General features: G+C 56.9%; 22 protein-coding genes, 1 tRNA gene and 1 pseudogene. 14 read left to right on the forward strand and 10 right to left on the reverse strand.

Features of this window, described 5'->3' with window-relative positions:
* Positions 1-2 precede the first annotated feature (2 nt).
* The 5 genes from AC0V6L_RS04950 to AC0V6L_RS04970 all read left to right on the forward strand — a co-directional run bounded on the left by AC0V6L_RS04950 (position 3) and on the right by AC0V6L_RS04970 (position 5,995).
* Positions 3-773: an SDR family NAD(P)-dependent oxidoreductase gene (locus AC0V6L_RS04950; protein WP_486153263.1), complete on the forward strand. Its 771-nt coding sequence runs from the start codon at positions 3-5 to the stop codon at positions 771-773.
* Between the two features lies 1 nt (position 774).
* A complete protein-coding gene (locus tag AC0V6L_RS04955) occupies positions 775-1,530 on the forward strand; it encodes a ThuA domain-containing protein (RefSeq protein ID WP_486153264.1) in 756 nt (251 codons plus the stop codon).
* A 25-nt stretch (positions 1,531-1,555) separates the two neighbouring features.
* Positions 1,556-2,764 (forward strand): acyl-CoA dehydrogenase family protein, encoded by a 1,209-nt coding sequence (locus tag AC0V6L_RS04960; protein ID WP_486153265.1) that lies wholly within the window; start codon positions 1,556-1,558, stop codon positions 2,762-2,764.
* Positions 2,765-2,791: 27 nt separating this feature from the next.
* The gene (locus tag AC0V6L_RS04965) at positions 2,792-3,691 is read left to right on the forward strand and encodes an SDR family oxidoreductase (RefSeq protein ID WP_486153266.1); all 900 of its coding nucleotides are present in this window, start codon (positions 2,792-2,794) and stop codon (positions 3,689-3,691) included.
* 132 nt (positions 3,692-3,823) lie between these two features.
* Entirely contained in the window at positions 3,824-5,995 is a 2,172-nt protein-coding gene (locus tag AC0V6L_RS04970; protein WP_486153267.1) for a PQQ-dependent dehydrogenase, methanol/ethanol family, read from the forward strand.
* 37 nt (positions 5,996-6,032) lie between these two features.
* Here the strand turns inward: AC0V6L_RS04970 and AC0V6L_RS04975 are convergent, their stop codons facing one another.
* Entirely contained in the window at positions 6,033-7,646 is a 1,614-nt protein-coding gene (locus tag AC0V6L_RS04975) for an AMP-binding protein (RefSeq protein ID WP_486153268.1), read from the reverse strand.
* Positions 7,647-7,782: 136 nt separating this feature from the next.
* Between AC0V6L_RS04975 and AC0V6L_RS04980 the strand changes: the two genes are divergently transcribed.
* Positions 7,783-8,592, forward strand: a complete 810-nt coding sequence (locus AC0V6L_RS04980; protein ID WP_486153269.1) for a helix-turn-helix transcriptional regulator — start codon at positions 7,783-7,785, stop codon at positions 8,590-8,592.
* A gap of 205 nt (positions 8,593-8,797) precedes the next feature.
* On the opposite strand, the gene AC0V6L_RS04985 is transcribed toward AC0V6L_RS04980, so the two are convergent.
* Positions 8,798-9,673: an SDR family NAD(P)-dependent oxidoreductase gene (locus AC0V6L_RS04985; protein WP_486153270.1), complete on the reverse strand. Its 876-nt coding sequence runs from the start codon at positions 9,671-9,673 to the stop codon at positions 8,798-8,800.
* A gap of 58 nt (positions 9,674-9,731) precedes the next feature.
* Here AC0V6L_RS04985 and AC0V6L_RS04990 point away from each other — a divergent pair, with 58 nt between their 5' ends.
* Complete coding sequence (locus AC0V6L_RS04990; protein ID WP_486153271.1) at positions 9,732-10,340, forward strand: TetR/AcrR family transcriptional regulator; 609 nt, start codon at positions 9,732-9,734, stop codon at positions 10,338-10,340.
* A gap of 100 nt (positions 10,341-10,440) precedes the next feature.
* On the opposite strand, the gene AC0V6L_RS04995 is transcribed toward AC0V6L_RS04990, so the two are convergent.
* On the reverse strand, positions 10,441-10,977 hold the full coding sequence (locus AC0V6L_RS04995; protein WP_486153272.1) for a VOC family protein: 537 nt from the start codon (positions 10,975-10,977) through the stop codon (positions 10,441-10,443).
* A gap of 106 nt (positions 10,978-11,083) precedes the next feature.
* On the opposite strand from AC0V6L_RS04995, the gene AC0V6L_RS05000 reads away from it, so the two are divergent.
* The 3 genes from AC0V6L_RS05000 (at position 11,084) to AC0V6L_RS05010 (ending at position 13,890) form a co-directional block, all read left to right on the forward strand.
* The gene (locus AC0V6L_RS05000) at positions 11,084-12,514 is read left to right on the forward strand and encodes an aromatic ring-hydroxylating oxygenase subunit alpha (RefSeq protein ID WP_486153273.1); all 1,431 of its coding nucleotides are present in this window, start codon (positions 11,084-11,086) and stop codon (positions 12,512-12,514) included.
* Positions 12,515-12,531: 17 nt separating this feature from the next.
* Positions 12,532-13,284: an SDR family NAD(P)-dependent oxidoreductase gene (locus AC0V6L_RS05005; protein WP_486153274.1), complete on the forward strand. Its 753-nt coding sequence runs from the start codon at positions 12,532-12,534 to the stop codon at positions 13,282-13,284.
* 78 nt (positions 13,285-13,362) lie between these two features.
* Entirely contained in the window at positions 13,363-13,890 is a 528-nt protein-coding gene (locus tag AC0V6L_RS05010; protein WP_486153275.1) for a hypothetical protein, read from the forward strand.
* 74 nt (positions 13,891-13,964) lie between these two features.
* On the opposite strand, the gene AC0V6L_RS05015 is transcribed toward AC0V6L_RS05010, so the two are convergent.
* From AC0V6L_RS05015 to AC0V6L_RS05045, 7 genes are all read right to left on the reverse strand, one after another.
* Positions 13,965-14,351, reverse strand: coding sequence for a nuclear transport factor 2 family protein (locus tag AC0V6L_RS05015; protein WP_486153276.1), 387 nt, complete (start codon positions 14,349-14,351; stop codon positions 13,965-13,967).
* A gap of 28 nt (positions 14,352-14,379) precedes the next feature.
* The gene (locus tag AC0V6L_RS05020) at positions 14,380-16,374 is read right to left on the reverse strand and encodes a M3 family metallopeptidase (RefSeq protein ID WP_486153277.1); all 1,995 of its coding nucleotides are present in this window, start codon (positions 16,372-16,374) and stop codon (positions 14,380-14,382) included.
* Between the two features lie 600 nt (positions 16,375-16,974).
* Positions 16,975-17,205, reverse strand: coding sequence for a biotin/lipoyl-containing protein (locus AC0V6L_RS05025; RefSeq protein WP_486148781.1), 231 nt, complete (start codon positions 17,203-17,205; stop codon positions 16,975-16,977).
* Positions 17,206-18,192, reverse strand: coding sequence for an alpha-ketoacid dehydrogenase subunit beta (locus tag AC0V6L_RS05030; RefSeq protein WP_486153278.1), 987 nt, complete (start codon positions 18,190-18,192; stop codon positions 17,206-17,208).
* Positions 18,192-19,160, reverse strand: coding sequence for a thiamine pyrophosphate-dependent dehydrogenase E1 component subunit alpha (locus tag AC0V6L_RS05035; protein ID WP_486153279.1), 969 nt, complete (start codon positions 19,158-19,160; stop codon positions 18,192-18,194). Before AC0V6L_RS05035 ends, AC0V6L_RS05030 begins: the two co-directional genes overlap by 1 nt.
* 46 nt (positions 19,161-19,206) lie before the next feature.
* The gene (locus tag AC0V6L_RS05040) at positions 19,207-19,971 is read right to left on the reverse strand and encodes an SDR family NAD(P)-dependent oxidoreductase (protein WP_486153280.1); all 765 of its coding nucleotides are present in this window, start codon (positions 19,969-19,971) and stop codon (positions 19,207-19,209) included.
* Positions 19,972-20,065: 94 nt separating this feature from the next.
* Positions 20,066-20,140 (reverse strand) — tRNA-Thr (locus AC0V6L_RS05045).
* A 91-nt stretch (positions 20,141-20,231) separates the two neighbouring features.
* On the opposite strand from AC0V6L_RS05045, the gene AC0V6L_RS05050 reads away from it, so the two are divergent.
* The 4 genes and pseudogenes from AC0V6L_RS05050 to AC0V6L_RS05065 all read left to right on the forward strand — a co-directional run bounded on the left by AC0V6L_RS05050 (position 20,232) and on the right by AC0V6L_RS05065 (position 22,682).
* Positions 20,232-20,381, forward strand: coding sequence for a hypothetical protein (locus tag AC0V6L_RS05050; protein WP_486153281.1), 150 nt, complete (start codon positions 20,232-20,234; stop codon positions 20,379-20,381).
* 37 nt (positions 20,382-20,418) lie between these two features.
* Positions 20,419-21,104, forward strand: a pseudogene (gpmA, locus tag AC0V6L_RS05055) (2,3-diphosphoglycerate-dependent phosphoglycerate mutase).
* Positions 21,105-21,117: 13 nt separating this feature from the next.
* Positions 21,118-21,609 (forward strand): 5-(carboxyamino)imidazole ribonucleotide mutase, encoded by a 492-nt coding sequence (gene purE, locus AC0V6L_RS05060; protein ID WP_486153282.1) that lies wholly within the window; start codon positions 21,118-21,120, stop codon positions 21,607-21,609.
* Positions 21,606-22,682: a 5-(carboxyamino)imidazole ribonucleotide synthase gene (locus AC0V6L_RS05065; protein ID WP_486153283.1), complete on the forward strand. Its 1,077-nt coding sequence runs from the start codon at positions 21,606-21,608 to the stop codon at positions 22,680-22,682. The genes purE and AC0V6L_RS05065 overlap by 4 nt, the downstream gene beginning before the upstream one ends.
* Positions 22,683-22,691: the final 9 nt, after the last annotated feature.

Below are 22,691 nucleotides of genomic sequence, written 5' to 3' on the forward strand. Positions count from 1 at the left end.
ATATGGGCAAAATGACGGGTAAGGTCGCGCTTGTCACAGGCGGCGCAGAAGGGATCGGAGCGAGCGTTGGCCGCATGATCGTGGCCGAAGGCGGCAAAGTTTTGCTGTGCGATGTGCAGATCGATAAAGCCCAATCTCTCGCCAAAGAACTCGGGGGCAATGCAGCCGCATTTGAGCTGGACGTGCGCAATCTGGACCAGTGGCACGAAGCGGTAAAAACCGCGCAGGACCATTTCGGCAAGCTCAATGTGCTGTGCAATATTGCGGGTATTTCAGAGCCCGGCAATGTGGTGGACGGCCCGCTCGATACTTGGGAGCGCACCATCGATATCAATTTGCACGGGCCCTATTTCGGCATGCGTGCAGCTCTTCCGGCGATGGAGGCTGCTGGTGAGCCGGGCGCGATTGTCAATATCGGTTCCATGATCGCGATGCGCGCGGCGGCCTTTGTCGCGGCCTATTCAGCATCAAAAGCCGGGCTGCTTGGCCTGACGCGCTCTGTCGCGCTTGATTGCGCCGAACGCGGCGTGCCGATCCGCGCCAATATGGTCCATCCCGGCGCAATTCGCACCCCGATGTATGACCGCTACAAATTCTCAGGCGCGGATGAACCGGACAATATCGAACGCGATTTTGCCGCAACCCATCCGATGAACCGCATCGGCGAACCCGAAGAGGTTGCCAAAGCCGTCGTCTTCCTCGCCAGTGACGAGGCAAGCTTTACCACCGGCGTCGATTTCACTGTCGATGGCGGAGGGAGCATCAGGAGCTGATATGAGCGAGCAACCTGCAACCCGGATCGATGCGCATTTTATCGCTGCGGGCAAATATCACGACATCGATTATCCGCGGCTCGAAATCCTCAAATTGCTGGCCGAACACCCGCACATTCGCACCACAGTCGCAGCCGACTATTCGGGGCTGGAGCGGCTCGATCAATGCCGGTTCCTTATCACCTATACCTGCGATCTGATGCCCACCGAGCAGCAGGCAAAACAGGTGCGCGCATGGGTGGAAGCGGGCGGCAAATGGCTGGCGCTGCATGGCACCAATTCGATCCTTGTCTTTACCGAGGAAGGCCTTGTCGATGCGCCCGAAAACCGCCCGGATGTGTTCGAGATGCTGGGCACCCAGTTCAAAGCGCATCCACCGATTGGCCAGTTCGAAGTTGAAGTGGTCAACAAGACCCACGAGCTGACGCGCGGCATTGAGGATTTCGAAGTGGTGGACGAGCTGTATCTCTCCAAAACCACCGCGCCCATCGACACGCTGATGCAGACGACATTCGAAGGCGAAGCCACCGGATTTGTAGAGGCCGATTGGCCCGAAACCAAAGTGCCGATCCTCTACACCCGCGATCTGGGCAAGGGCCGCATCGTATACAACACGCTTGGCCATTGCCGCGGGCATTATGATCTGCCCGGAATGCAGGATTTTTACCCGCACAAGGAAATGTGCGCGTGGAATTACGATGTGTATTACGACATGCTGCGCCGTTCCATCGGATGGGCGATGAGAGACGGCACATGAAAAGGCGAATAAGGGACGCTCGCTTATGGATATGACATTTTCCCCCGAAGACCTCACTTTCCGCGAGGAAGTGCGCGAATTTCTCAGCGACAAATTGCCGCAGCGGCTGCGCGATGGCGCGCGGCGCACGCCCGGCGTGTTTGTCGAACCCGATATCGGGCTGGAATGGCACCGTATTCTGAATGAGAAAGGCTGGGTCGCGCCGCTTTGGCCGCAAGAGGATGGCGGGACGGGGTGGAGCCCTGTTCAAAAGTTCATCTTTGACAAGGAATGCGCGCTCGCAGGCGCACCATCGCTCTCGATCCTTGGCCTCAAACTGGTTGGCCCGGTCATCTGCGCCTTTGGCACGCCTGAACAAAAGGCGCGGTTTCTGCCGCGTATTCTCTCAGGCGAGGATTACTGGTGTCAGGGATATTCCGAACCGGGCTCAGGCTCCGATCTTGCAAGCCTGAAGACTTCCGCCCGCCTCGATGGCGACGAATACGTCATCAATGGCTCCAAAATCTGGACCACCCACGCGCATCACGCCAATTGGATTTTCGCGCTGGTGCGCACCGATACGACAGTGAAAAAACAAGCCGGGATCACATTTTTGTTGATCCCGATGGATCAGCCGGGCGTTGAAGTGACGCCAATCCATTCGATGTCGGGCGATCATGAAGTGAACCAGGTGTTCTTCTCCGATGCCCGCACGGGCGCAGACAACCGGATCGGCGATGAAGGTCAGGGCTGGGCGATTGCCAAATTCCTGCTCGAAAACGAACGCGGCGGGTCATGTTTTGCCCCGCGCCTTCTCCAAAGCATCGACAAGCTTGCCGAAATGGCGCAAGCTCAACCGTCAGGCGTGAACGGCGCGATGGCGCATGATGCACGCTTCCGCGACCGGCTGGCGCGCGCGCGATTGGAAGCCGAGGCGCTCGAATTTACCGAACTGCGCATATTGGCAGAGCTGGCCAAGGGCAGATCGCCCGGCCCGCAAACATCCCTCGTCAAATTGCTCGCTTCCAATATCGGGCAAGAGGTCGATACGTTAAAGCTGGAACTGCTCGGCCCGGATGCGCTGCAATTGCCGCTGGAACGCCCGCTTTACGGCAATGAAGCGCCCGAACCTGTCGGCAGCGAAGCGGCACAAACCGCGATGGGCCGCTATTTGAACAACCGCGCCGCGACGATATTTGGCGGCTCTGATGAAGTGCAGAAGAACATAATCGCAAAGACCGTGCTCGGTCTTTGATCTCCCACAAATGAAAGAAACGATAGTATGGACGTATCAAAGCTGATGTTCCGCGACGGCCTGATGGATGGCCAGCGTATTCTTGTAACAGGCGGCGGCACCGGGCTTGGCAAGGAGATGTCCGAGGCGTTCCTGAAACTGGGCGCGGCCGTTTATATTTGCGGGCGGCGGCAGAACAAGCTGGATGAGTGCGTCACCGAGCTCACTGAAAAGCACGGCGGCAAAATGGTCGGCCATGCCTGCGATATTCGCGACCCGGAAGCGATCCACGAAATGGTCGATGCGATCTGGGCCGATGGCGGCGCATTAACGGGCGTTGTCAACAATGCAGCGGGCAATTTCATCAGCCGCACAGAAGACCTTTCGGTGAATGGCTTCAACGCAATCGCCGACATCGTGATGCGCGGCACGTTTTATGTGACGCTTGATGTGGGCAAACGCCTGATCGCTGAGAAAAAGAAAGCGAGCTTTCTTTCGATCCTAACCACCTGGGTGTGGTCGGGCAGCGCGTTTGTGGTGCCCAGCGCAATGTCGAAAACCGCGATCAATGCGATGACGCAGAGCCTGGCGACCGAATGGGGCCGGTATGGTTTGCGCTTTAATGCGATCAATCCGGGGCTTTTCCCCACCAAAGGCATGAGCGCGCGCCTGCATCCCGGCGGCGCGGGAGGCAATTCAGGGAATAATCTCAACCCGATGGGCCGCGCGGGCGAAATGCACGAGCTTGGCAATCTGGCGGTGTTTCTGATGGGGCCGGGCGCTGAATATGTGAACGGGCAGACTTTGGCGATTGATGGTGCGGGCTATCAGGCCAATGGCGGCACATTCTACCCCATGCTCGAAGGATTGGGCGATGCCGAATGGGAGCAGATGCGCGCCATGATAAAAGGCACCAATGCCAAAGATAAGGCGGAGCGTAAAACATAGGCCATGCAGCGCTAAGCTCGCGGCTTTCTGGCTTCGTGTCATGGGCTGCGCACTTACTCACAAGGTTGAGAAGCCTCGCATGATAGACAAATCGGATCGCCCGGTTCAGTGTGCTGCATGGGGAGAACGGGAATGTCGGGATCGGTTTTTGGCGCTGGCTGGAAGGTCGCTATGGCTGCGGCGCTGGCAGTGGGTGTGGTTGGCTGCGGCACGGAGCCGGGCAGCAATAGCGGCGACAGGGTAGGCGCAGAGCAATTGCTCAACGCTGGGCAGGACAGTGCAAACTGGATCAGTCACGGACGCACCTATGACGAACAGCGCTTTTCCCCTCTCAATGCAGTGAATTCGGGTAATGTCGGCGAACTTGGCCTTGAGTGGTTCGCCGATATGGACACCGCGCGCGGACAAGAAGCGACGCCGCTGGTAATTGACGGCAAGCTGTACGTTTCCACCGCATGGAGCAAAGTGAAAGCCTATGACGGTGCAACAGGCAAATTGTTGTGGGAATATGATCCGCAAGTGCCCGGAGAAACGGGTGCCAAAGCGTGCTGTGACACAGTCAATCGCGGCCTCGCGACTTGGGGGGACCGGTTGTATCTGGGCACACTGGATGGCCGGCTTGTTGCGCTGGATCGTGATACCGGTTCGGTTGAATGGGAAACTGTAACGGTCGATCAGGATCAAAGCTACACCATCACCGGCGCACCGCGCATCATCGATGGCAAGGTGATTATCGGCAATGGCGGGGCCGAATTCGGCGTTCGCGGATATATCGCTGCTTATGATGCGGATAATGGCGAGGAAATTTGGCGGTTCTACACCGTTCCCGATGGCACCGAAGGCGATGACGCGCCCGATCATCTCAAAACGGCAGCCGAAACCTGGAATATGGAAGCTCTTGCCGGATCGGATGCGATTGGCGGGGGCGGCACGGTTTGGGATTCGATGGCTTATGACCCCGATCTCGATCTGCTTTATTTCGGTGTAGGCAATGGCTCCCCATGGAACCGTGCCTATCGTTCACCGGGCGAAGACGGCACAGGCGAAGGCGACAACCTCTACCTCTCCAGCATCGTAGCGGTCCGGCCGGAAACGGGCGAATATGTCTGGCATTACCAGACAACGCCGGGCGAGACCTGGGATTACACCGCGACCCAGCACATCATCCTAGCGGACATGGAGATCGAGGGCGCAAACCGCAAAGTTTTGATGCAGGCGCCCAAAAACGGGTTCTTCTATGTGCTTGACCGGGAGACTGGCGAGTTCATTTCGGCCCAGGAATACATCCCGCAAAACTGGGCCAAAGGGATGGATGAAAACGGCCGGCCAATCTTTAACGAAGAGACACGCATCGACAAGACGGGCAAGCCGGCTTTGGTTATGCCCGGTCCGCTGGGCGGTCATAACTGGCATCCGATGGCATATCATCCGGGTGAAAACCTTGTGTATATTCCGGCCTTCGAAGCGGCCTCCCTTTACGCACCTGATGCCAATTGGAAACCCGACCGCGCACGCGGTTTCAACGTTGGCTTTGATCTGGGCGCGGGTGACCTTCCGCCTGATCTGGGCTTTCGCAAGTCGGTTTATGGCACAGTGAAAGGTAAGCTGATGGCGTGGGATCCGGTTGCGCAAAAGCAGCGCTGGGTGGTTGAACATCCCGGACCGTGGAACGGCGGCATTCTGGCAACCGGCGGCAATCTGGTGTTTCAAGGCAATTCGTCAAGCGAGTTTGCCGCTTATCAGGCCGGGACCGGAGAAAAGCTTTGGAGCTTTGGCGCGCAAACCGGCGTAGTCGCGCCGCCGATCACCTATACGGTTGATGGCGAGCAATATATCGCGGTTCTGGCCGGATGGGGCGGAGCCTATGCGCTTGCTGCCGATGGCCATATGATCAATGATCAGGGGCCGGTGCGCAATGTATCGCGCCTTTTGGTCTTTAAATTGGGCGGTCAGGCAAAGCTTCCAGCCGAACTCGACCTTGCCAGCCTGCCGCTTGATCCGCCGCCAAGCCGTGCGAGCGAGGAAACCATTGCATTGGGCAAGGCCAAATATGCGCGCTATTGCGCCGTTTGCCACGCGCCAGGCGCAGTTGGCTCTACCGAACTGCCCGATCTGCGGCGGTCAGGCACATTGGGCAGTGCGCAAAGCTGGAAGGCGGTCGTCTTTGAAGGCATTCTCAAAGAGCAAGGCATGGTAGGCTTTTCCCCGTCCATGTCCGAAGAAGAGATCGAGGCGATCCGCGCTTATGTGATCCAGCGCGCTAATGAGGATAAAGCTCTGATTGCACAGACTAGCGCGCAGTAAGGACCCCAACCGGCTGCGCCAAACGAGGCCTTTTAATTCAAGCGGCAGCTTCGTCCGCCAGTTTTTGCGCGGTTTTGTAATCAGGCTTGCCGTTGTTCAGCCTGAGTGACTGGTTTGTAAACACATAGACCCGGGGTATCTTGTATCCGGCCAGCCCTTCGCGCGCGCAGGTGTCCAATGCGGGTTCCAGCGCGGGCCCTTTGCCCGACTTCACAACCGCCACAATCTTCCTTCCAAAGCGCGGATCGGGAAGGCTGACGACGCGCGCATCTTCGACCGCTTCATGCTCCATCAAAACCGCTTCAACCTCTTCGGGGAAGACTTTTTCGCCGCCTGTGTTGATGCACATATTGTCGCGGCCCAGAAAATCGAGCGAGCCGTCTTCGGCCCAGCGCGCCTGATCCCCTGTCATCAGATAGCGCACGCCATCAATAACGGGGAAAGTCGCCGCGTTCTTTTCATCCTCGCCCAGATAACCCAGCGGCAATGGCCCGGCGCGCGCGACAATGCCGATCGCGTCGTCACCGGGCTTGATCTCATTAAGGTCTGCATCAAACAGCTTGGTCTCACGCCCCGGCAGCGCGGAAAACTTACCGCCCCCTGTCGATCCTGCCGCCGTGGTGATCGTGACGGCTGTGCCCGAGCTTTCGCTCGATCCCAAAGCATCGACAATCACCATTTGCGCATGATGGCCGAGCAAGCGCTGTTTGACTGCGGCAGAAAACACCGCGCCCGATGACACGATCTGGCGCAGGCTGGCCAGTTTTTCCCCGCCATCGCCGCGCGCATCCATCCGGTCCGCCAAAGGCAAAGCAAAGGCATCGCCAACGATAAACACACCGCGTGCGCCCAACCGCGCAATCTCATCAATCGCCAGATCCGCATCAAACTTGTCCGCCGGCAGCAGCGCCAGCGTTCCGCCTTTGAGCAAATGGATGACGGCGGTGAACTGGCCGGCTCCGTGCATAAGCGGGCTTAACAACAGCATGGGCGATGTGCTGGCGGGGTGGTCGGGGCTGATCTTTGCCGCCTCGGCCACCTGGCTTTCCAAAGATGCCGCGACAAAGGGCGGCTCGCCCATGCCGCGCTGCCACACCGATATGCTGAAGGCCTGCCATGCTTCTATCATCGGCCACATCACCGCTTTGGGCATGCCCGTTGTGCCGCCTGTTGCGGTGAGGAACAGCGCATTGGCGTCTTGATGAATGGCGAAATCCGCAGGCACATCATTGGCCAGCATGGCCTGCCAATCCGCTCCGCTGACATCCACGATGCGCGTGTCATCATGCGCCGCCGCCTTGGCAGAATTGATGAAATCGCTTTCAACAAACAGCGCTTTCATCCCAAACCGCTGGCAGATGTCGGATAGCTCGCGGTCTTTGTAATGGTAATTCACATTCACCGGCGACACGCCCGCTTTGATGCAGCCGAAATATGCAAGTATATAATCAGGCGTGTTGCGCAGCATCTGGCCCGCAATATCGCCGGGTTTCAGCCCTGATGCGCGCAAATCGGCAGCGATACGGTCGCTTTGGCGGTCCAATTCGCCCCAGCTGAGCACTCTTGTCCCATGCACAATCGCCGGGCGTGCAGGATCAATGCCTTCGGCAATCGCCTTTAGCGCAACTCCGAAATTTTCGCCCTGCCACATGCATTATGCTCCCTCGCTCAGATCGCTTGGCCTAACCAGCCTCAATGCGATTTTCCCCTACGTAAAGTATGAGGCGTTTGGCCAAAAATAGAGTAGTATCGCGATTCGAGGGACCAATACAGGGAGGATGCCGCACATGGCCAATAATGTTGTAGAGCTCAAAACCGCTCCGACGCGCGACCAGATCGAACGCTTGCTGGAAACGGTCACGATTACGTGCCTTGAAGACATTCACGATGCAGCGGTCAATCTGGCTGACATCGCGATGCAGCGCGGCATGCAGATTGCGGTGTGCGATGACATTTCTTCCAAAGAACCCATGGTCGATGCCGAAGGAACCATCCTGAATGCCGATATCTTTCACTGGCTGGATGATGGCGCGCGCTGGTGGGAAGATCACCGTCTGGCGCTGCATTCCCCGTTGCCGCGCGCCTGCCGTTATGAAAGCGAGCCGTTCTGGGTGAACAGCCAGGGTTTCAACACACGCTGGCGCAATTCCTATCTGGAAGAGATTGACCTTCACGATTTTGAGAAACGCTCGCTTTGCAAAGCGGCGATCGTGGTCCCGGTGCATTTGCCGTTCGGCCAGATTTCGGCCAGCAGCTTTATCAGCATGGACCGCGAAAAAGAGGATCTGAGCGAAGATTTCGCCACGCACGGCGTGTTGTTTTCGCAGATCACGCGCCGCTTTGTCGCAGGCTATGTTCAAGCGCACCGGACCAAACGCCGCATCCCATCCGATTGCGTGCTGTCAAAACGCGAAGTGGAATGCCTGCGCTGGGCAGCGATTGGCAAAACGGACAGGGAAATCAGCATGATCCTTGAACGCAGCCACGCAACGATCCGCTATCACATCCACCGCGCTGGTGAGAAACTCGACAGCGTAAACCGCGCGCAGACAATCTTTAAGGCGGGGCAATTGGGGTATCTGGGGGCGAGTTCTTAAAGAGACTGGTTCTTAAAGGGGCTGGTTCTTAAAGAGGCTGGTTCTTAAAGAGGCTGGGCTCCCGCCAAATCCGGCCGAAACGACAGGGTCTCAAGGCCGCGATTTAGGCGATGAAGACTTGTCGTGTATGGCCAGTCTTGAGGGTGGTAACGGATATTCTCATTCCAGAAACAAAATGATGCAGTTTGTTTGGCTCTTTGACCGCTCAATCAACTCCCGCGAGTTTTGCACTGTCATCCCAGAGTGCTTCTGAGACCTTTGGGTCCTGAGCGATCTGGGATGGATCGGGCCAAGTTAAAACCCCTTTGCGAAGAGCCGCATACACTCTGTCTTGCGGCGCCTGAGCATTGGTCGCAAGTTGAGCCAGTCCCAGTCCAGCGTTCGCCATGGAGTTCATGCCTTTTGAAAAGGGCACCACCAATGGCAACAGCGGCCAGACCAGTGCTCTAACAATCAAAGATTGATCGCGCACCAAAGAAGTTCCCGGAGTTAGCCCTGGATCATAAGCGTATACAGACCAGCCTCGCGATTGCGCGTAATCGCTGCGTGCAAGATAAAGCGCCGTCATCAGGTTGCAAAGCTTCGACGATGAGTAAGCACGCATTCCTGCCACCGTAGGCGATTGGTCAAGCTTTGGATCACGGTCTGGGTGGGCAAGCCATTCTGCCTTTGCATGTCGGGGTGGTGGAACGCCCGTCTTTTCGCGTGGGTCATGTGTGCCGCTCGAGGTGATGACTATTCGCGCCCCATCGGCAAGTTGCGGCATCAAAAGCCGTAGCAACAAATAATGCGCCAGATGATTGGTGGCGAACGTCATTTCGAACCCATCAATGGTTCGCGTGTCCGCATCGGGCCGCTGTCCGCCTGCATTGAGTATGAGATGCGTGATTGGCTCCAATGGGAGCTCAGATGCAAATGAACGTACAGAGGAGAGGCTTGCGAGATCAAGCATATGTGAACCCCAACCAGCAAGGTCGGTCGCCCGATCTCTTACTCCCATAATCTTTGTCTTCGCAGCGCCTGTTAGCTGCTTTGCTGCAACAAGACCAAGTCCCCGCGAGCCGCCAGTCATTACGATCATACGCATATCCTTACATTGTAAAGTTTACGCTGCATAGTTGGCGTGCTAGCTGGCGTCAATGACGAAAAGTAAAGCCGGAACTTATCATCACGGAGAACTCCGCGACGCGATCATCGCCGCTGCGCTTAACTTGCTTGAAGACGAGGGTGTCTCGGCACTTTCGTTGCGCCGGTTGGCTCGCACAGTCGGTGTCAGCCCAATGGCACCCTACCATCATTTCAAAGACCGAGAGGCCCTTCTGGCAGCAGTTGCGACTGTAGGTTTTAGGCGCCTTCAAGAAAGCAAGGTACAGAGCGAATATGCCAACAAGAGCGTTCGAGAAGCGTTAGCTGCAGGTGGTGCAAACTACGTTCGCTTCATTCTTGATAACCCCAACCTCTACAGGCTTATGCGACGGCCAGAATTCAATGATGCAGCCACCTATCCAGAACTCCACAAGGCGATGGCTGCGCCTGCAGAAACACTACTGCGCCTCATCATCAGTTTGTTCGAAGAGTATAATTTGACAGAACGTTCCGCGGAGCAATCTTCGTTGAAGCTTTGGGGGCTTGCACATGGAATTGGAACGCTCGCACTTGATGGTCAGTTGCGCCGCGAAACCGCCGTTGCGCTTGCCTATGATGGGGCGGCGGACATGGTGAAGGGATGGTTGCGCAAATGTCAGTGATCGAACTTTGAGCTACCGTTGTCCCAAATTTGGGGACAGGCGGGTCATTTCGTGTCCGCAATTGGGTCGTAAACCGAAGTTCCGCTTTTGCGCGCTATCGCTATCCCAATGTCCTCAGCGGCTCTGATCCGTCCCAATTTTCGCCAGCCGCTTTGATCATGCCGAACAGGTCTGGCCCATCGGGGTCTTGCTCCAGGATTTCCACCAAGGAACCCGGCCCCGCGCCCGGATCGACATAGATCACTTTGGTCGCGCCCAAAGTGCCTTCGATCACGATCTTGGCGCCTTTATCAGCGCAGACCTTGCGCGCCTTCTCCATATCATCGACCAGAATGCACACATGGTGCAGGCCGCCGCCGACATCGGCGTATTCGCCGCGGTAGATTGAGGGGTGATTATCGCGCGGGCGGATCAGCTCGATCTGGATATCGCCCCAATAGGCAAGCGCCAGATCGAACACCGCATCAGTGGGCGCGCCTTTATATGTCATGCCGTCCAGATGAATGCCCTCCATCAGGAAAAATGGCCCCACGCCCATCACCTGCGTCCAATGCGCGATTGCCGCGTCAAAATCATCGGGCACAAAGGCGAGCTGCATCACCTCTCCCAATGCTGAAATCCCCATGGCGTGCGTCATCGCATCCTCTCCAATCCGCTAGTGTAAGCTTGCGCCCAAATTGTGTGATATTCATCGCTTAGAACACTGCGCAAAGTGCGAGTATTGGGATCAAAAGAGGCAGCCAATGAACGAAGTCAAAAATGTCGCCCGTGAGGATCGGTGCCCCGGCATCAGCTACACCGACATGCTGGAAGGGGACACGCGCACGCCGCCCGATTATCTGTTTGAGGAAAACACTCTCGACATGGGCAATGATCCGCTGCCGGTCGAAGCGTATATCTCCGAAGAATACGCCCAGCTTGAGCGCGAGAAGATGTGGCCCAATGTGTGGCAATTTGCCGCGCGCGAAGATGAAATGCCCGATGCAGGCGATACGGTTGTCTACAATATCAACGACAAGAGCTTTCTGCTGGTTCGCCAAAAGGATGGCAGCGTCAAAGCGTTCTACAATGCCTGCCTCCACCGGGGCCGCAAATTGCGCACCGAATGCGGGCCGGCGATCCAGCTGCGCTGCCCGTTCCACGGGTTCACCTGGCGCAATGATGGGACACTGAAAGAGATACCCTCCAGGTGGGATTTCAAACATCTCGAAGGCAAGGATATGGACCTGCCCGAGGCGCGCGTGGAGCTGTGGCAGGGCTTTATCATGGTCACAGAGAACCATGATCTGCCTGATTTCAAAACATATCTCGGCCCGGCGGCGGAGCATTATGAGCGGTATGATTTCGAAAACCGCTATACCGGCATGTGGATCCAGAAGAAGTTTCCCGCCAATTGGAAAGCCACTGCCGAAGCGTTCATGGAAGCCTGGCATTCGATCACCACGCACCCGCAATTGCTGCCATTCCTTGGCGATGCGAACACGCGCTATGATTTGATCGGGGATCATTTCAACCGCGCGATCACGCCGTCCGGCGTTCTCAGCCCGCATGTAAAAGGCAAAGGCTCTGACTATGTGCTGGAGAAGATGAACGAATTTTCCGGCGGAGAAGATGCAGATACCAATCGGCGGTTCTCTGCGGGCGAAACCGAGGATGAGGCGGCGTTTGATACGACAGACCCGCTGAGCGCGCGCAAAGTGCTGGCCGAGGCAAGCCGTCAGGGTTTTGCCGAGGCTTACGGCTATGATTATTCGGAAGCCTCGGACAGCGAGCTGCTCGACAATTTCACCTACAACATCTTCCCCAATTTCGCCCCGTGGATCGGGTATCTGCCGACGCTGACCTATCGCTGGCTGCCGGGGGAGACATGCCACGAATCCATTATGGAAATTCGCCTGCTTTTCCCCACACCCAAAGGCGAAGAGCGCCCGCGTTCGGTGGAGATGACTTACATCCCCGATGATGAACCCTTCGCTTGGGCCGCGGACAAGATGGGGCCGCAGCTTGCCAATGTGTTCGATCAGGACATGGCGAACCTGCCCTTTGTGCAGGAAGGGATGCGCACGATGAAGGATGGGTTGATGGAGCTTGGCTCTTATCAGGATAGCCGCGTTCGCCATTTTAACCTGACCATGCAGAAATATCTGAATGGCGAATTGCCTGCAAAGGCTTGATACCCCAGGGTAGCGCCATGACTTTATCGGTTGATCTATCGGGGCGCACCGCGCTTATCACGGGCGCGTCTTCGGGGCTTGGGTCGCGCTTTGGCCGCATTCTCGCTGCCAATGGCGCGAAAGTTGCGCTGGGAGCGCGGCGCAAGGACCGGCTTGAGGCGCTGGCAGGCGAAATTGGCGCCAGCGCCGCTGCTGTCACCATGGATGTCGCGCGCGAGGCGGATGTGATCGCGGGTTTCGATGGGGCAGAGGCCGCGCTGGGTCCGATCAACACCGTGATCGCCAATGCGGGTGTGGATGGCAATGGCATGGCCACCGAGGTTTCCGAAGAGGAAATCGAGCACACTCTCGCCATCAATTTGAAGGGCGCAATCCTGACCGCGCGCGAAGGCGCAAAGCGGATGATCGCAAACGGCGTGACCAATGGCCGGATCGTTATGGTCGCCTCTGTCACCGCGTTTGAACCGTCCCCCGGCCTCGTCGCCTATTCCGCCAGCAAAGCAGGCGTTGTGCAAGCCGCGCGCAGCATGGCCCGCGAATGGGCGCGCGCTGGCATTTGCGTGAACACCATTTCCCCCGGCTATATCCGCACCGCCATCAATGATGAATGGTTCGACACAGAAGCGGGCAAGAAACACATCAGGCGCTTCCCCAGAAAACGCCTGATGGGCGAAGAGGGGCTGGATGGGCCGGTGCTGTTTTTGTGCTCAGATGCAGCGGAGTTTGTGACCGGCGCGGATTTCGTGCTGGATGATGGGCAGACGCTTTAAGGCCAGCGCGGCAATGCTGCTGAGCCAAACAAAAGCAGACATTCCGCAAACGGCCCACTTGCGAAGCTTTGACAGAGAGTGGCGTTTTCTCTCTATCTTGAGCTTATGAGAGATTTTAAAAGATATGGACAACTTGAGGCTGGCAATATCATCGTCGTTCCTGCCTTCGCTATTTTCGTGGCGCCGCCCCAAAACCTTTTCGAGATAGGCGTAATGGCTCTGGCAATTTTAGCTTGCACGAGCTTCTTTTATGTCGGAGCGAGATATTGGCTAGCGTTGGACAAACGCATCAAATGGTCGGACAAGCAATCGATGGAAACTGCACTTCACCTGGCCGATAAGGCGGAGAAGCCCTTTCTTAGCCTTGCCTGCCTTGCACTACTAAGTGCACTTGTAAGTCTAACAGTATTTGGCCTGACCGCAGCTTTGACTGCTGCACTCATTCTTGCCAGTTTAGCCGTGCTGGAATACGTGAATTACTATCACTATCAGTTGATGAACTTCGATCAATGGCACGATTTTACGCGCCTTTTGAGGACAGGCAAGCTTCGCCGTGCACATATGGCCCGAACGCTAGCGAGGTTCCGCGGACCGGAGCACATTTGATTGTCCCTTCCAACCCCAAAGCCCGACATTGCGCGCTCTCTTGGCCGAACCCAATAGCGGTCGCTCCACACCCCTCAAACCTTTGCCGCAACCTCTGCTGCATCGAAATAATGGATGCGCAGCTCTTTCAGCAGCCCTTCTTCGAAACTCCCGCATTCGTTCACGGTTTGGGCGAACGTCTCGCCCGTACGCTTGGACGTCATCGTTAGCGTCAGCACGGTCACCGCATGGGTATCACCGCCGGTGATGTCGTGGATGTCGACCTTTGCCTCCGCCCAAGTCCCATACATTGCCTCCGCGCAGCGTTTCAGCGCGTCTTTCCCGCGCCATTCGCCGCCAAAGGGCAGGCATTCGGCCTCATAGAGCACGAAATCGGGGTGGAGGAGCGATTCCACCTTGGCCCAATCGCGTGCGCCTGCCGCCGCATACACGGCCCCTAACATTTCACGCGGTGTGCTCATCGTTTTATCGCTCCCCTTGCCCCAAGATCTATTCAGACCCGCCCGTCAGCCCCAAAGCTTCAAGCATGTATTTCACATCCGGATCGCGGTCCGCAAAATTGCGGTACATCACATCGTAATCCATCGTGCCCCCGCGGCTTAGCACGGTGTCGCGGTAATGCTGGCCTGCCTTGCGGTTAAGCCCGCCATTGGCGCGGAACCAGTTGCGGCTGTCATGGTCCAGCATCTGCGTCCACAAATAGCTGTAATACCCGGCCGAATATCCCGCCGGCGATGAAAAGATGTGGTTGAAATAGGTGCTGCGATAACGCGGCGGCACCAGATCAACTTCGAGGCCAAGATCGGTCAGCGATTTGCGCTCAAACGCGTCCACCGCATCCGGATTGCCGATCAGCGCGCGCGCTTCATCGGGTGACAGAGCGTGCCATTTCATATCGAGCAGGGCGGCTTCCATCACTTCGCCAAAATCATACCCCTGGTTAAACTTGCCCGCCGCTTCGATCTTTTCGATCATTTCAGCAGGGATCGTCTCGCCCGTTTCGTAATGCTTGGCATAATTGGACAGGACAGAGGGCCAGGTCGTCCACATTTCGTGGACCTGGCTGGGATATTCAACGAAATCGCGCGCAGTCGCGGTGCCTGACAAGGTTTCGTATTTCTGATCGGCAAAGAAACCGTGCACCGCATGGCCAAATTCGTGGAAGGTGGTGTTCACCCAGTCAAAGCTGACCAATTGCACTTCGCCTTCGGGCGCTTTGGGAATGTTGAGCACGTTGTAGATCACCGGCTTATTGCCTGTCGCATAGCTTTGATCGACAAAATTGCCCATCCATGCGCCGCCGCGTTTGGATGGCCGCTGGAAGGGGTCAAAATAGAACAGGCCCAGCTCTGATCCGTCTTCTTCGAACACGGTGTAAACCCACACATCCTCATGATAGGTCGGCAGATCGGTGCGGCGTTCAAACGTGATGCCGTAAAGCTCTTTCGCCATGAAGAACACACCGTCTTCGAGCACGTTTTCGAGCACGAAATATTCCATCACGGCGTCTTCATCGAGGTCGTATTGCTCTGCCTTGATCTGATTGGCATAGCGATACCAATCCCACGGCTCGACCGTGTGGTTTTTGCCTTCAGCGGCAATCGCTTCGTTGAGCAATCCTGCCTCGCGGCGCTGGGTTGCAGCCAAGGCTGGGACCATTTGCTCCATAAAGGAAAGCGCGGTTGCAGGCTTTTTCGCCATCCGGTCATACATGGTGTAGCTGGCCCAGTCCGGCTCTCCGAACAGGGCGGCTTTTTCCGCGCGCAAAGCGGCGATTTTGGCAATCAGATCGCGGGTATCGACCCCGCGCTGGCCATCGGCGCGGTGATAGCTGAGCTTGAACAGTTTCTCGCGTGTTTCGCGGTTGTCCAATGTCGGCAGCAGCGGCTGCTGCGTGGTGTTTTGCAGCGCGATGGCAAATTTGCCGGGCTGGCCCAGCTTGGCCGCAAAATCGGCAGCCGATTGGATATCGCTATCCGACATTCCGGCAAGCTCTTCTGCGCTGTCCACAATCAGCGGCTGATCGGCCATGGCATTGCGCGCAAGCTGGCCAAATTCGGTGGTGAGGACAGAAAGCTGGGTGTTCAGCTCTTTCACCTGCTCACGCTGATCGGCGGTCAGCAGCGCGCCTGCATGCACCATGTTTTCATAAGTGCCTTCGAGCAATTTGGCATCTTCGCGGTCAAGGCCCAGCGTATCGCGCGCATCGTAAACCGCCTTTACCCGGGCGAACAGATCAGGGTTCAGCGTGATCGAGGAGGAATGGGCAGAAAGCTTGGGGCTGATTTGTGTGTTGATTTTATCAAGGCCGGGCGTGGTGTTGGTGCCGGTAAGCTGGAAGAATACGCGGGCGACGCGGCCCAGCAATTTGCCCGAATTTTCAAGCGCGACAATCGTGTTTTCAAATGTGGGGGCATCGGGATTGGCGGTGATCGCTGCAACCTCGGCGGTGTGGATCGCCATGCCTTGCTCGAAAGCGGGCATGTAATCGGCTTCTGAAATTTGGGTGAAATCAGGCGCGTGGAACGGCAGCGCGCTGTCTGTGGCGAAATAGCCGGTGGCCTCAGGGATAAGGACAGCGGTCTGGGTCGGCGCTTCTTGGGGGAGCGATCGGTCATGGCGGTCTCAGGCGAAGTGGTGGCGCATCCGGCAAGCAGCGCAATGGCCGAAGCATTGGCAGCAAGAGCAGCGATTTTGGAAGGGCGGGCGAAGGGGGTTGCGTTGTGTTTTTTCATGCAGCCGTTCTGGCGATTTTGGCAGCAAGGTTCAATAGGGCGCTGAAATTGCGGCGGCGAGAGCTGGGCGGTTTTGCTCGGATAAGCGGGGGTATGGGCGAACGGGCGTCTGGGCGTGTGAGTGCGTGTAAGACTGGGGCGAGTGGGCGAGCGGGCGAGCGGGCCTTGGGGGCGAATGGATGCGCATTTTCCTACATGCAAATGCGCTGTTATATTTACCGGAACCGTTGGTGCGCCAAGGTGCAACGCCCAAGAAACGCAGACCCGATATCACTTCCTAACCCCCGCTTTTCAGTATGTGTTTGGTGAACGAACCGGGGGTATTAAAGGCAGGCGAGATCGGCCGCGGTTATTCAATCGTCCCGATCAAATCGCCAACCTTGTAAACCCCGCCTTCTTCGCCGGTAGGGCGGATGACACCGCTGGCCTGAGCTTCGATCTCGGTGGTCGATTTGTCGGTTTCGACAGTGTAGATAATCTCGCCTTTTTCGACTTGCTCGCCATCACCGAACATCCATTCGGTTAAGGTCATTTCGGTGGCTGACATGCCGAGTTTAGGAATGCGGATTTCTTCTGCCATTTACGCTTTCCCTACCGAGGCTTTGATTTGGGTAACGATGTCCGCCTTGTTCGGGATCCATGCTTGTTCAAGGTGCGTGGCAAACGGAACCGCAGCAAAGGTGCCGCCAATCCGGCGCACTGGCCCCTTGAGGCTGTCCCAGCATTTTTCTTGAATATTGGCCGCGATTTCAGCGCCTGTGCCAAACGGGCGAACCGCCTCGTGCAATGTCAAAGCCCGGCCCGTTTTGTTGACCGAGGCCAGCACCGTTTCCTCATCATAAGGCGCGATGGTGCGCAGGTCGACGACCTCAACGCTGATGCCCTCCTTCTCAAGCTCGCCAGCGACCTCAAGCGCATCCAGCACGGTGCGGCCATAAGTGATGAGCGAGATGTCATTGCCTTCTTTGGGGATAGCCGCTTTGCCCAGGGGCACGCGGTAACCGGGCCCTGGATCTTCCGATTTCAGGCCGTAGCACAGGATGTTCTCGATAAAGACGACAGGGTCATTGGCATCAATCGCGCTGCGCATCAGCCCGCGCGCATCCGCCGCATTGGACGGGGTGACCACATGCATCCCCGCGACATGGGCGAACCACGCCTCCAGCATGTCGGAGTGCTGCCCGCCAAAGCCAACGCCCACACCTGTCGTGGTGCGGATAACGATCGGGCACGGTGTTTGACCGCCCGACATATAACGCAATTTGGCCGCGTGATTGACGATCTGGTCCATGCAAACGCCAACGAAATTCATCAGCATAATTTCGGCAATCGGACGCTGGCCGGCCAAAGCTGCACCCACAGCGGCGCCAATAATGGCGGTCTCAGATATGGGCGTAGCTCGAATGCGATTTTCACCGTATTTTTCGGTGAGCCCGCTTGTGACTTTGAAAACGCCGCCGCCCTGTTTGGCAGAGACATCCTCGCCCAAGCAGAATACGCCGTCATCTTCGGCCATGGCTTCATCGATGGCTTTGTTCAAAGCCTCTGTCATGGTGATTTCGGCCATCAGTTCACCTCCTCAAGCACGTCTTTATAAATCTCGTCTGTATCCGGCAGCGGAGCATCCAGTGCGTGCTGAACCGCAGCATCAATCTGAGCGTCGATATCGCCGACAATCTTGTCGAGCTCTTCTTCAGTGAATTGCCGTTCAAGCATAACCAGCCGCAATTTGGGCAAAGGGTCTTCGGCCTGCATTTCGGCCAGATGCTCATCGGGCATGTAAGAGAAATCGGCGCCGAAGAAATGGCCCATCATCCGGTAGCACATGGCTTCGACGAGAACGGGGCCTTTGCCGCTGCGGGCATGTTCCACTGCTTCGGCCATGGCTGGATAAATCTCGTTCACATTGTTGCCGTCAACGGTCACGCCTTTCATGCCGTAACTGGCGGCGCGCGATCCGATATTTGGGCTATCAGTGTGATCGGCAAAGGCAGTGTGTTCGCCGTACCGGTTGTTCTGGCAGAGGAAGATTACGGGCAGTTTATACAGCTGCGCCATATTCATCGCCTCGTGGAAGCCGCCAATATTGGCTGCGCCATCGCCAAAGCTGACAAGCGTGACTTTCCCATCGCCATTGTTCTGGCTCGCCATGGCAAGGCCGTTGGCGATCGGCAGGCCGCTGCCCACCACACCCGTTGTCACCATGATCCCTGTATCGGGATCGGTGATGTGCATGGTGCCGCCTTTGCCTTTGCAGGTTCCCGTGGCCTTACCGAGACACTCGCCCCACCATTTCTCCATCGGGATGCCTTTGGCGGTTTGTTCGCCTTGCCCGCGATAAGTGCACACAACGTAATCGTCTTTATCAAGCGCAGCCATTGCCGCGCCCGAGACGAGTTCCTGACCCCGCACGCAGTAATACATGACCGCCACTTTCCCCTGCATCAGCAGTTCGCGGAATTTCTCGTCCGTGCGGTTCACTTTCATTGTACGCGTATAAATGTCGAGCAGAGTATCGCGATCTATTTCAGCCATGCTTTTGGGGCCTTTTTCTGGATGAATGGTTGAAGCTAGGAGCGGCTTAGAACTGCACTCTTTGCGTAAAGCCGCCATCGACCACGATGTTCGATCCGGTCATATACGGCACAGCCGGGCTGGCGGTGAAGACGATGGCCTTGGCGACCTCGGTGTCATTCCCGAACCGGCCCATCGGCATTTTGGCGAGAGTGCCTTCGTACAGCTCGGGCATCATGCCTTTGATCGCTTCCCAATTGCCACCGGGATATTCAATCGCGCCGGGAGATACACAATTTACCCGAATACCCTGCGGGGCAAGCGCTTGGCTGAGCTGGGATCCGTAAGTGATGAGCGCGGCTTTCAATGCGTTGAAAGCTTGTGGGGCGATAAAGGTTTCGAGCGCTGCTGTGGAGCTCATGAAGACAATCGATCCACTATCGGAATTGGCGAGATGCGGAGTCAATGCCTCCACCCCGTTCACCGCGCCCATGATGTCCATGTCGAGGCCATTTTGCCAATCGCCCGTGCCGCCTGTGCCCGATGAAGAGGCGGTGTGGATGAAGATATCGCAGCCACCCAATTCGACGGCCGCTTTTTCGAGCCACGCTTTGTACGCATCCCCGCCATCATTCATGTCGAACACTTCAGCAAAGACCTTGCCCGGGCCCGCGGCATCAATCTCTGCGGTGGCAGCCTGGATCTTGTCATCCTTGCGGCTGAAGAACGCGACATCTGCGCCGCCTTCGGCAAACAATTTGAGCGATGCAAGGCCAAGCCCATGCGCGCCGCCATTCATGATGACTTTCTTGCCTTTAAGTCCCAGATCCATCGTTCGCTCTCCCAGCTGTGTGATTTACCGAGCAAGGGATAGGAGCCGATGCGCAATGGCGCACTCGTCAAAAATGTTGGTTGGAAGAAGAAAATGGTGCCACGAGAGAGAATTGAACTCTCGGCCTCGTCATTACCAATGACGCGCTCTACCACTGAGCTACCGCGGCACACCGTTCAAGTGGCGCGCCTATCCATTGGGGGCGCGCTGTTGTCAAGCGGTGCTTGAATGCTTGCGCTAATATCGCCTAGGCGTTTCGCATGAGTGAAGAGACGCACAAGAATATACCGCGAGAGGATCGTCTCGCGGCAAAACTGCGCGAAAACCTGCGCCGCCGTAAAACGCAGGTCCGCGAAATGAAGAGCGAATCGCCCAAAAGCGGGGTTTCCAAGGACGCCAGCGAAAGCTAACGCGTGTGCTCCCAAACCATGAGGAGCAGACGCGCCAGTGCCTAAATTGATTTTGGTCCGCCACGGTCAGAGCCAGTGGAACCTTGAAAACCGCTTTACCGGATGGTGGGATGTAGACCTCACCGACAAGGGCGTCGCCGAGGCAAAAGCTGCGGGCGCATTGCTGCGCGAAAAAGGGTTATCCCGAGCACTTGTTTCACCTCGCTGCAAACGCGCGCGATTAAAACGCTGAACCTGGCATTGGAAGAGGCAGGGCTGTTGTGGCTCCCTGTTACAAAAGACTGGCGCCTTAATGAACGCCATTATGGCGGCCTAACCGGCCTCAACAAGCAGGAAACCCGCGACAAGCATGGCGAAGAACAAGTGCATATCTGGCGCCGCAGTTTCGACACACCGCCTCCGCCGATGGAGCCGGGTAGTGAATATGATCCGGGCGCCGATCCACGCTATGACGGGATCCTTGTGCCGTATACAGAGAGCCTGAAGCTGACGATTGAGCGGGTGCTGCCCTATTGGGAAAGTGATATTCTGCCTGTGCTTGCCAGCGGTGAAACTGTTATCATCTCTGCGCACGGCAATTCGCTGCGAGCGCTTGTGAAACACCTTTCGGGCATTTCTGATGAGGATATTACCGGGCTCGAGATCCCAACCGGTCAGCCGATTGTTTACGAATTTGACGCAAATATGGTGCCGGGGACACGGTATTACCTTAAAGACAGCTGAGGGCGGGTGATCAATGGCGGGCGATGAAGCCTCAAAAGTTGCAGTGGTGATGGGCAGTCAGTCTGACTGGCCAACGATGCAGCTTGGATGCGAAATTCTTGACGAACTTGGTGTCGAGTATGATGCCCGGATTGTCTCGGCCCACCGCACCCCCGATCGGATGAATGCCTTCGCCAAAAGCGCCGTAGATGATGGCTATCACGTCATCATCGCCGGGGCTGGCGGCGCAGCGCATCTGCCGGGCATGATTGCTGCTATGACACATCTGCCCGTGCTCGGCGTGCCGATCCAATCGAAAGCTCTCTCTGGCATGGACAGCTTGCTTTCTATTGCGCAGATGCCTGCCGGCGTTCCTGTTGGCACTTTGGCGATTGGCGATGCGGGCGCTAAGAATGCGGCGCTGCTGGCGGCCGCGATCCTTGCCAATGGCGATAAATTTCTAGCTGAGCGGCTTAAAGCATGGCGCCAAGGGCGCAGCGATGCCGTGGGCGAGGTTCCTCAATGACCACTCCACTTGCCCCTGGATCGACAATTGGCATTCTCGGCGGAGGCCAGCTTGGCCGCATGCTTGCGATGGCAGCTGTGCAGCTTGGCTACCGCGTTATTGGATACGCTCCTGAAGGCGACAATGTGGCGTCTGATGTTTGTCAGGATTTCTTCGAGAATGGCTGGGGCGACACAGCGGCGCTCGCCGCATTTGCCAGCCAGTGCGATGTGGTCACATGGGAATTTGAAAACGTGCCTCTATCTGCCGTGGCCGCGATACCTGACCGACTGATCGCAGCACCCGCCAGATCGCTTGAAACGGCGCAGGACAGGCTGGCTGAAAAACGCTTTGTTGAACAATTGGGAGCGACATGCGCGCCCTATGCCCGCGTTGAAAGCGAGGATGATTTCGCAAGAGCCATTGAACGCATCGGCGCGCCCGGCATTTTGAAAACCGTGCGCGATGGCTATGATGGCAAGGGACAATGGAAGATCGCATCCGCTCACGATGCAGAAGGAGTGCGGTTCCCTGGCCAGCCATGCATCTATGAAGGGCTTGTTCCATTCGAAGCGGAGTTTTCGGTTATTCTTGTGCGCGCGCCTGATGGCGCGATACGGTTCTGGGATTCCACAGCCAACACGCATCAGGACGGCATGCTCGCTTCCTCAATCTTGCCCGCAGGCGCTTTGGTTGAAGAGCAGGTGGAAAAGGCGCGCGATATCGCGACGCAAACCGCCGATGCGCTGGGATATGTCGGCGTTTTAACGCTCGAATTCTTTGCGACGAAGCAGGGGCCGATCTTCAATGAAATGGCCCCCCGCGTTCATAATTCTGGCCACTGGACAATCGAAGGGGCGGCCACGAGCCAGTTTGAGAATCATATCCGCGCGATTTGCGGACTGCCCTTGGGCGGGACTGAAACCCGTTTTGCCAGCATTGATATGCGCAACATCGTCGGAGCGGATGCCCTTGATGCGCACACTATGCTTGCCGAAAAAGGGGAGCCGCATTTGCACCTTTACGGCAAACGTGAAGCGCGAAAGGGGCGAAAGATGGGTCACGTGACCCGGGTTAGCCATCAAGCAATTTGACGCGAACGT

This window comes from Erythrobacter sp. JB1-15, assembly GCF_057365035.1.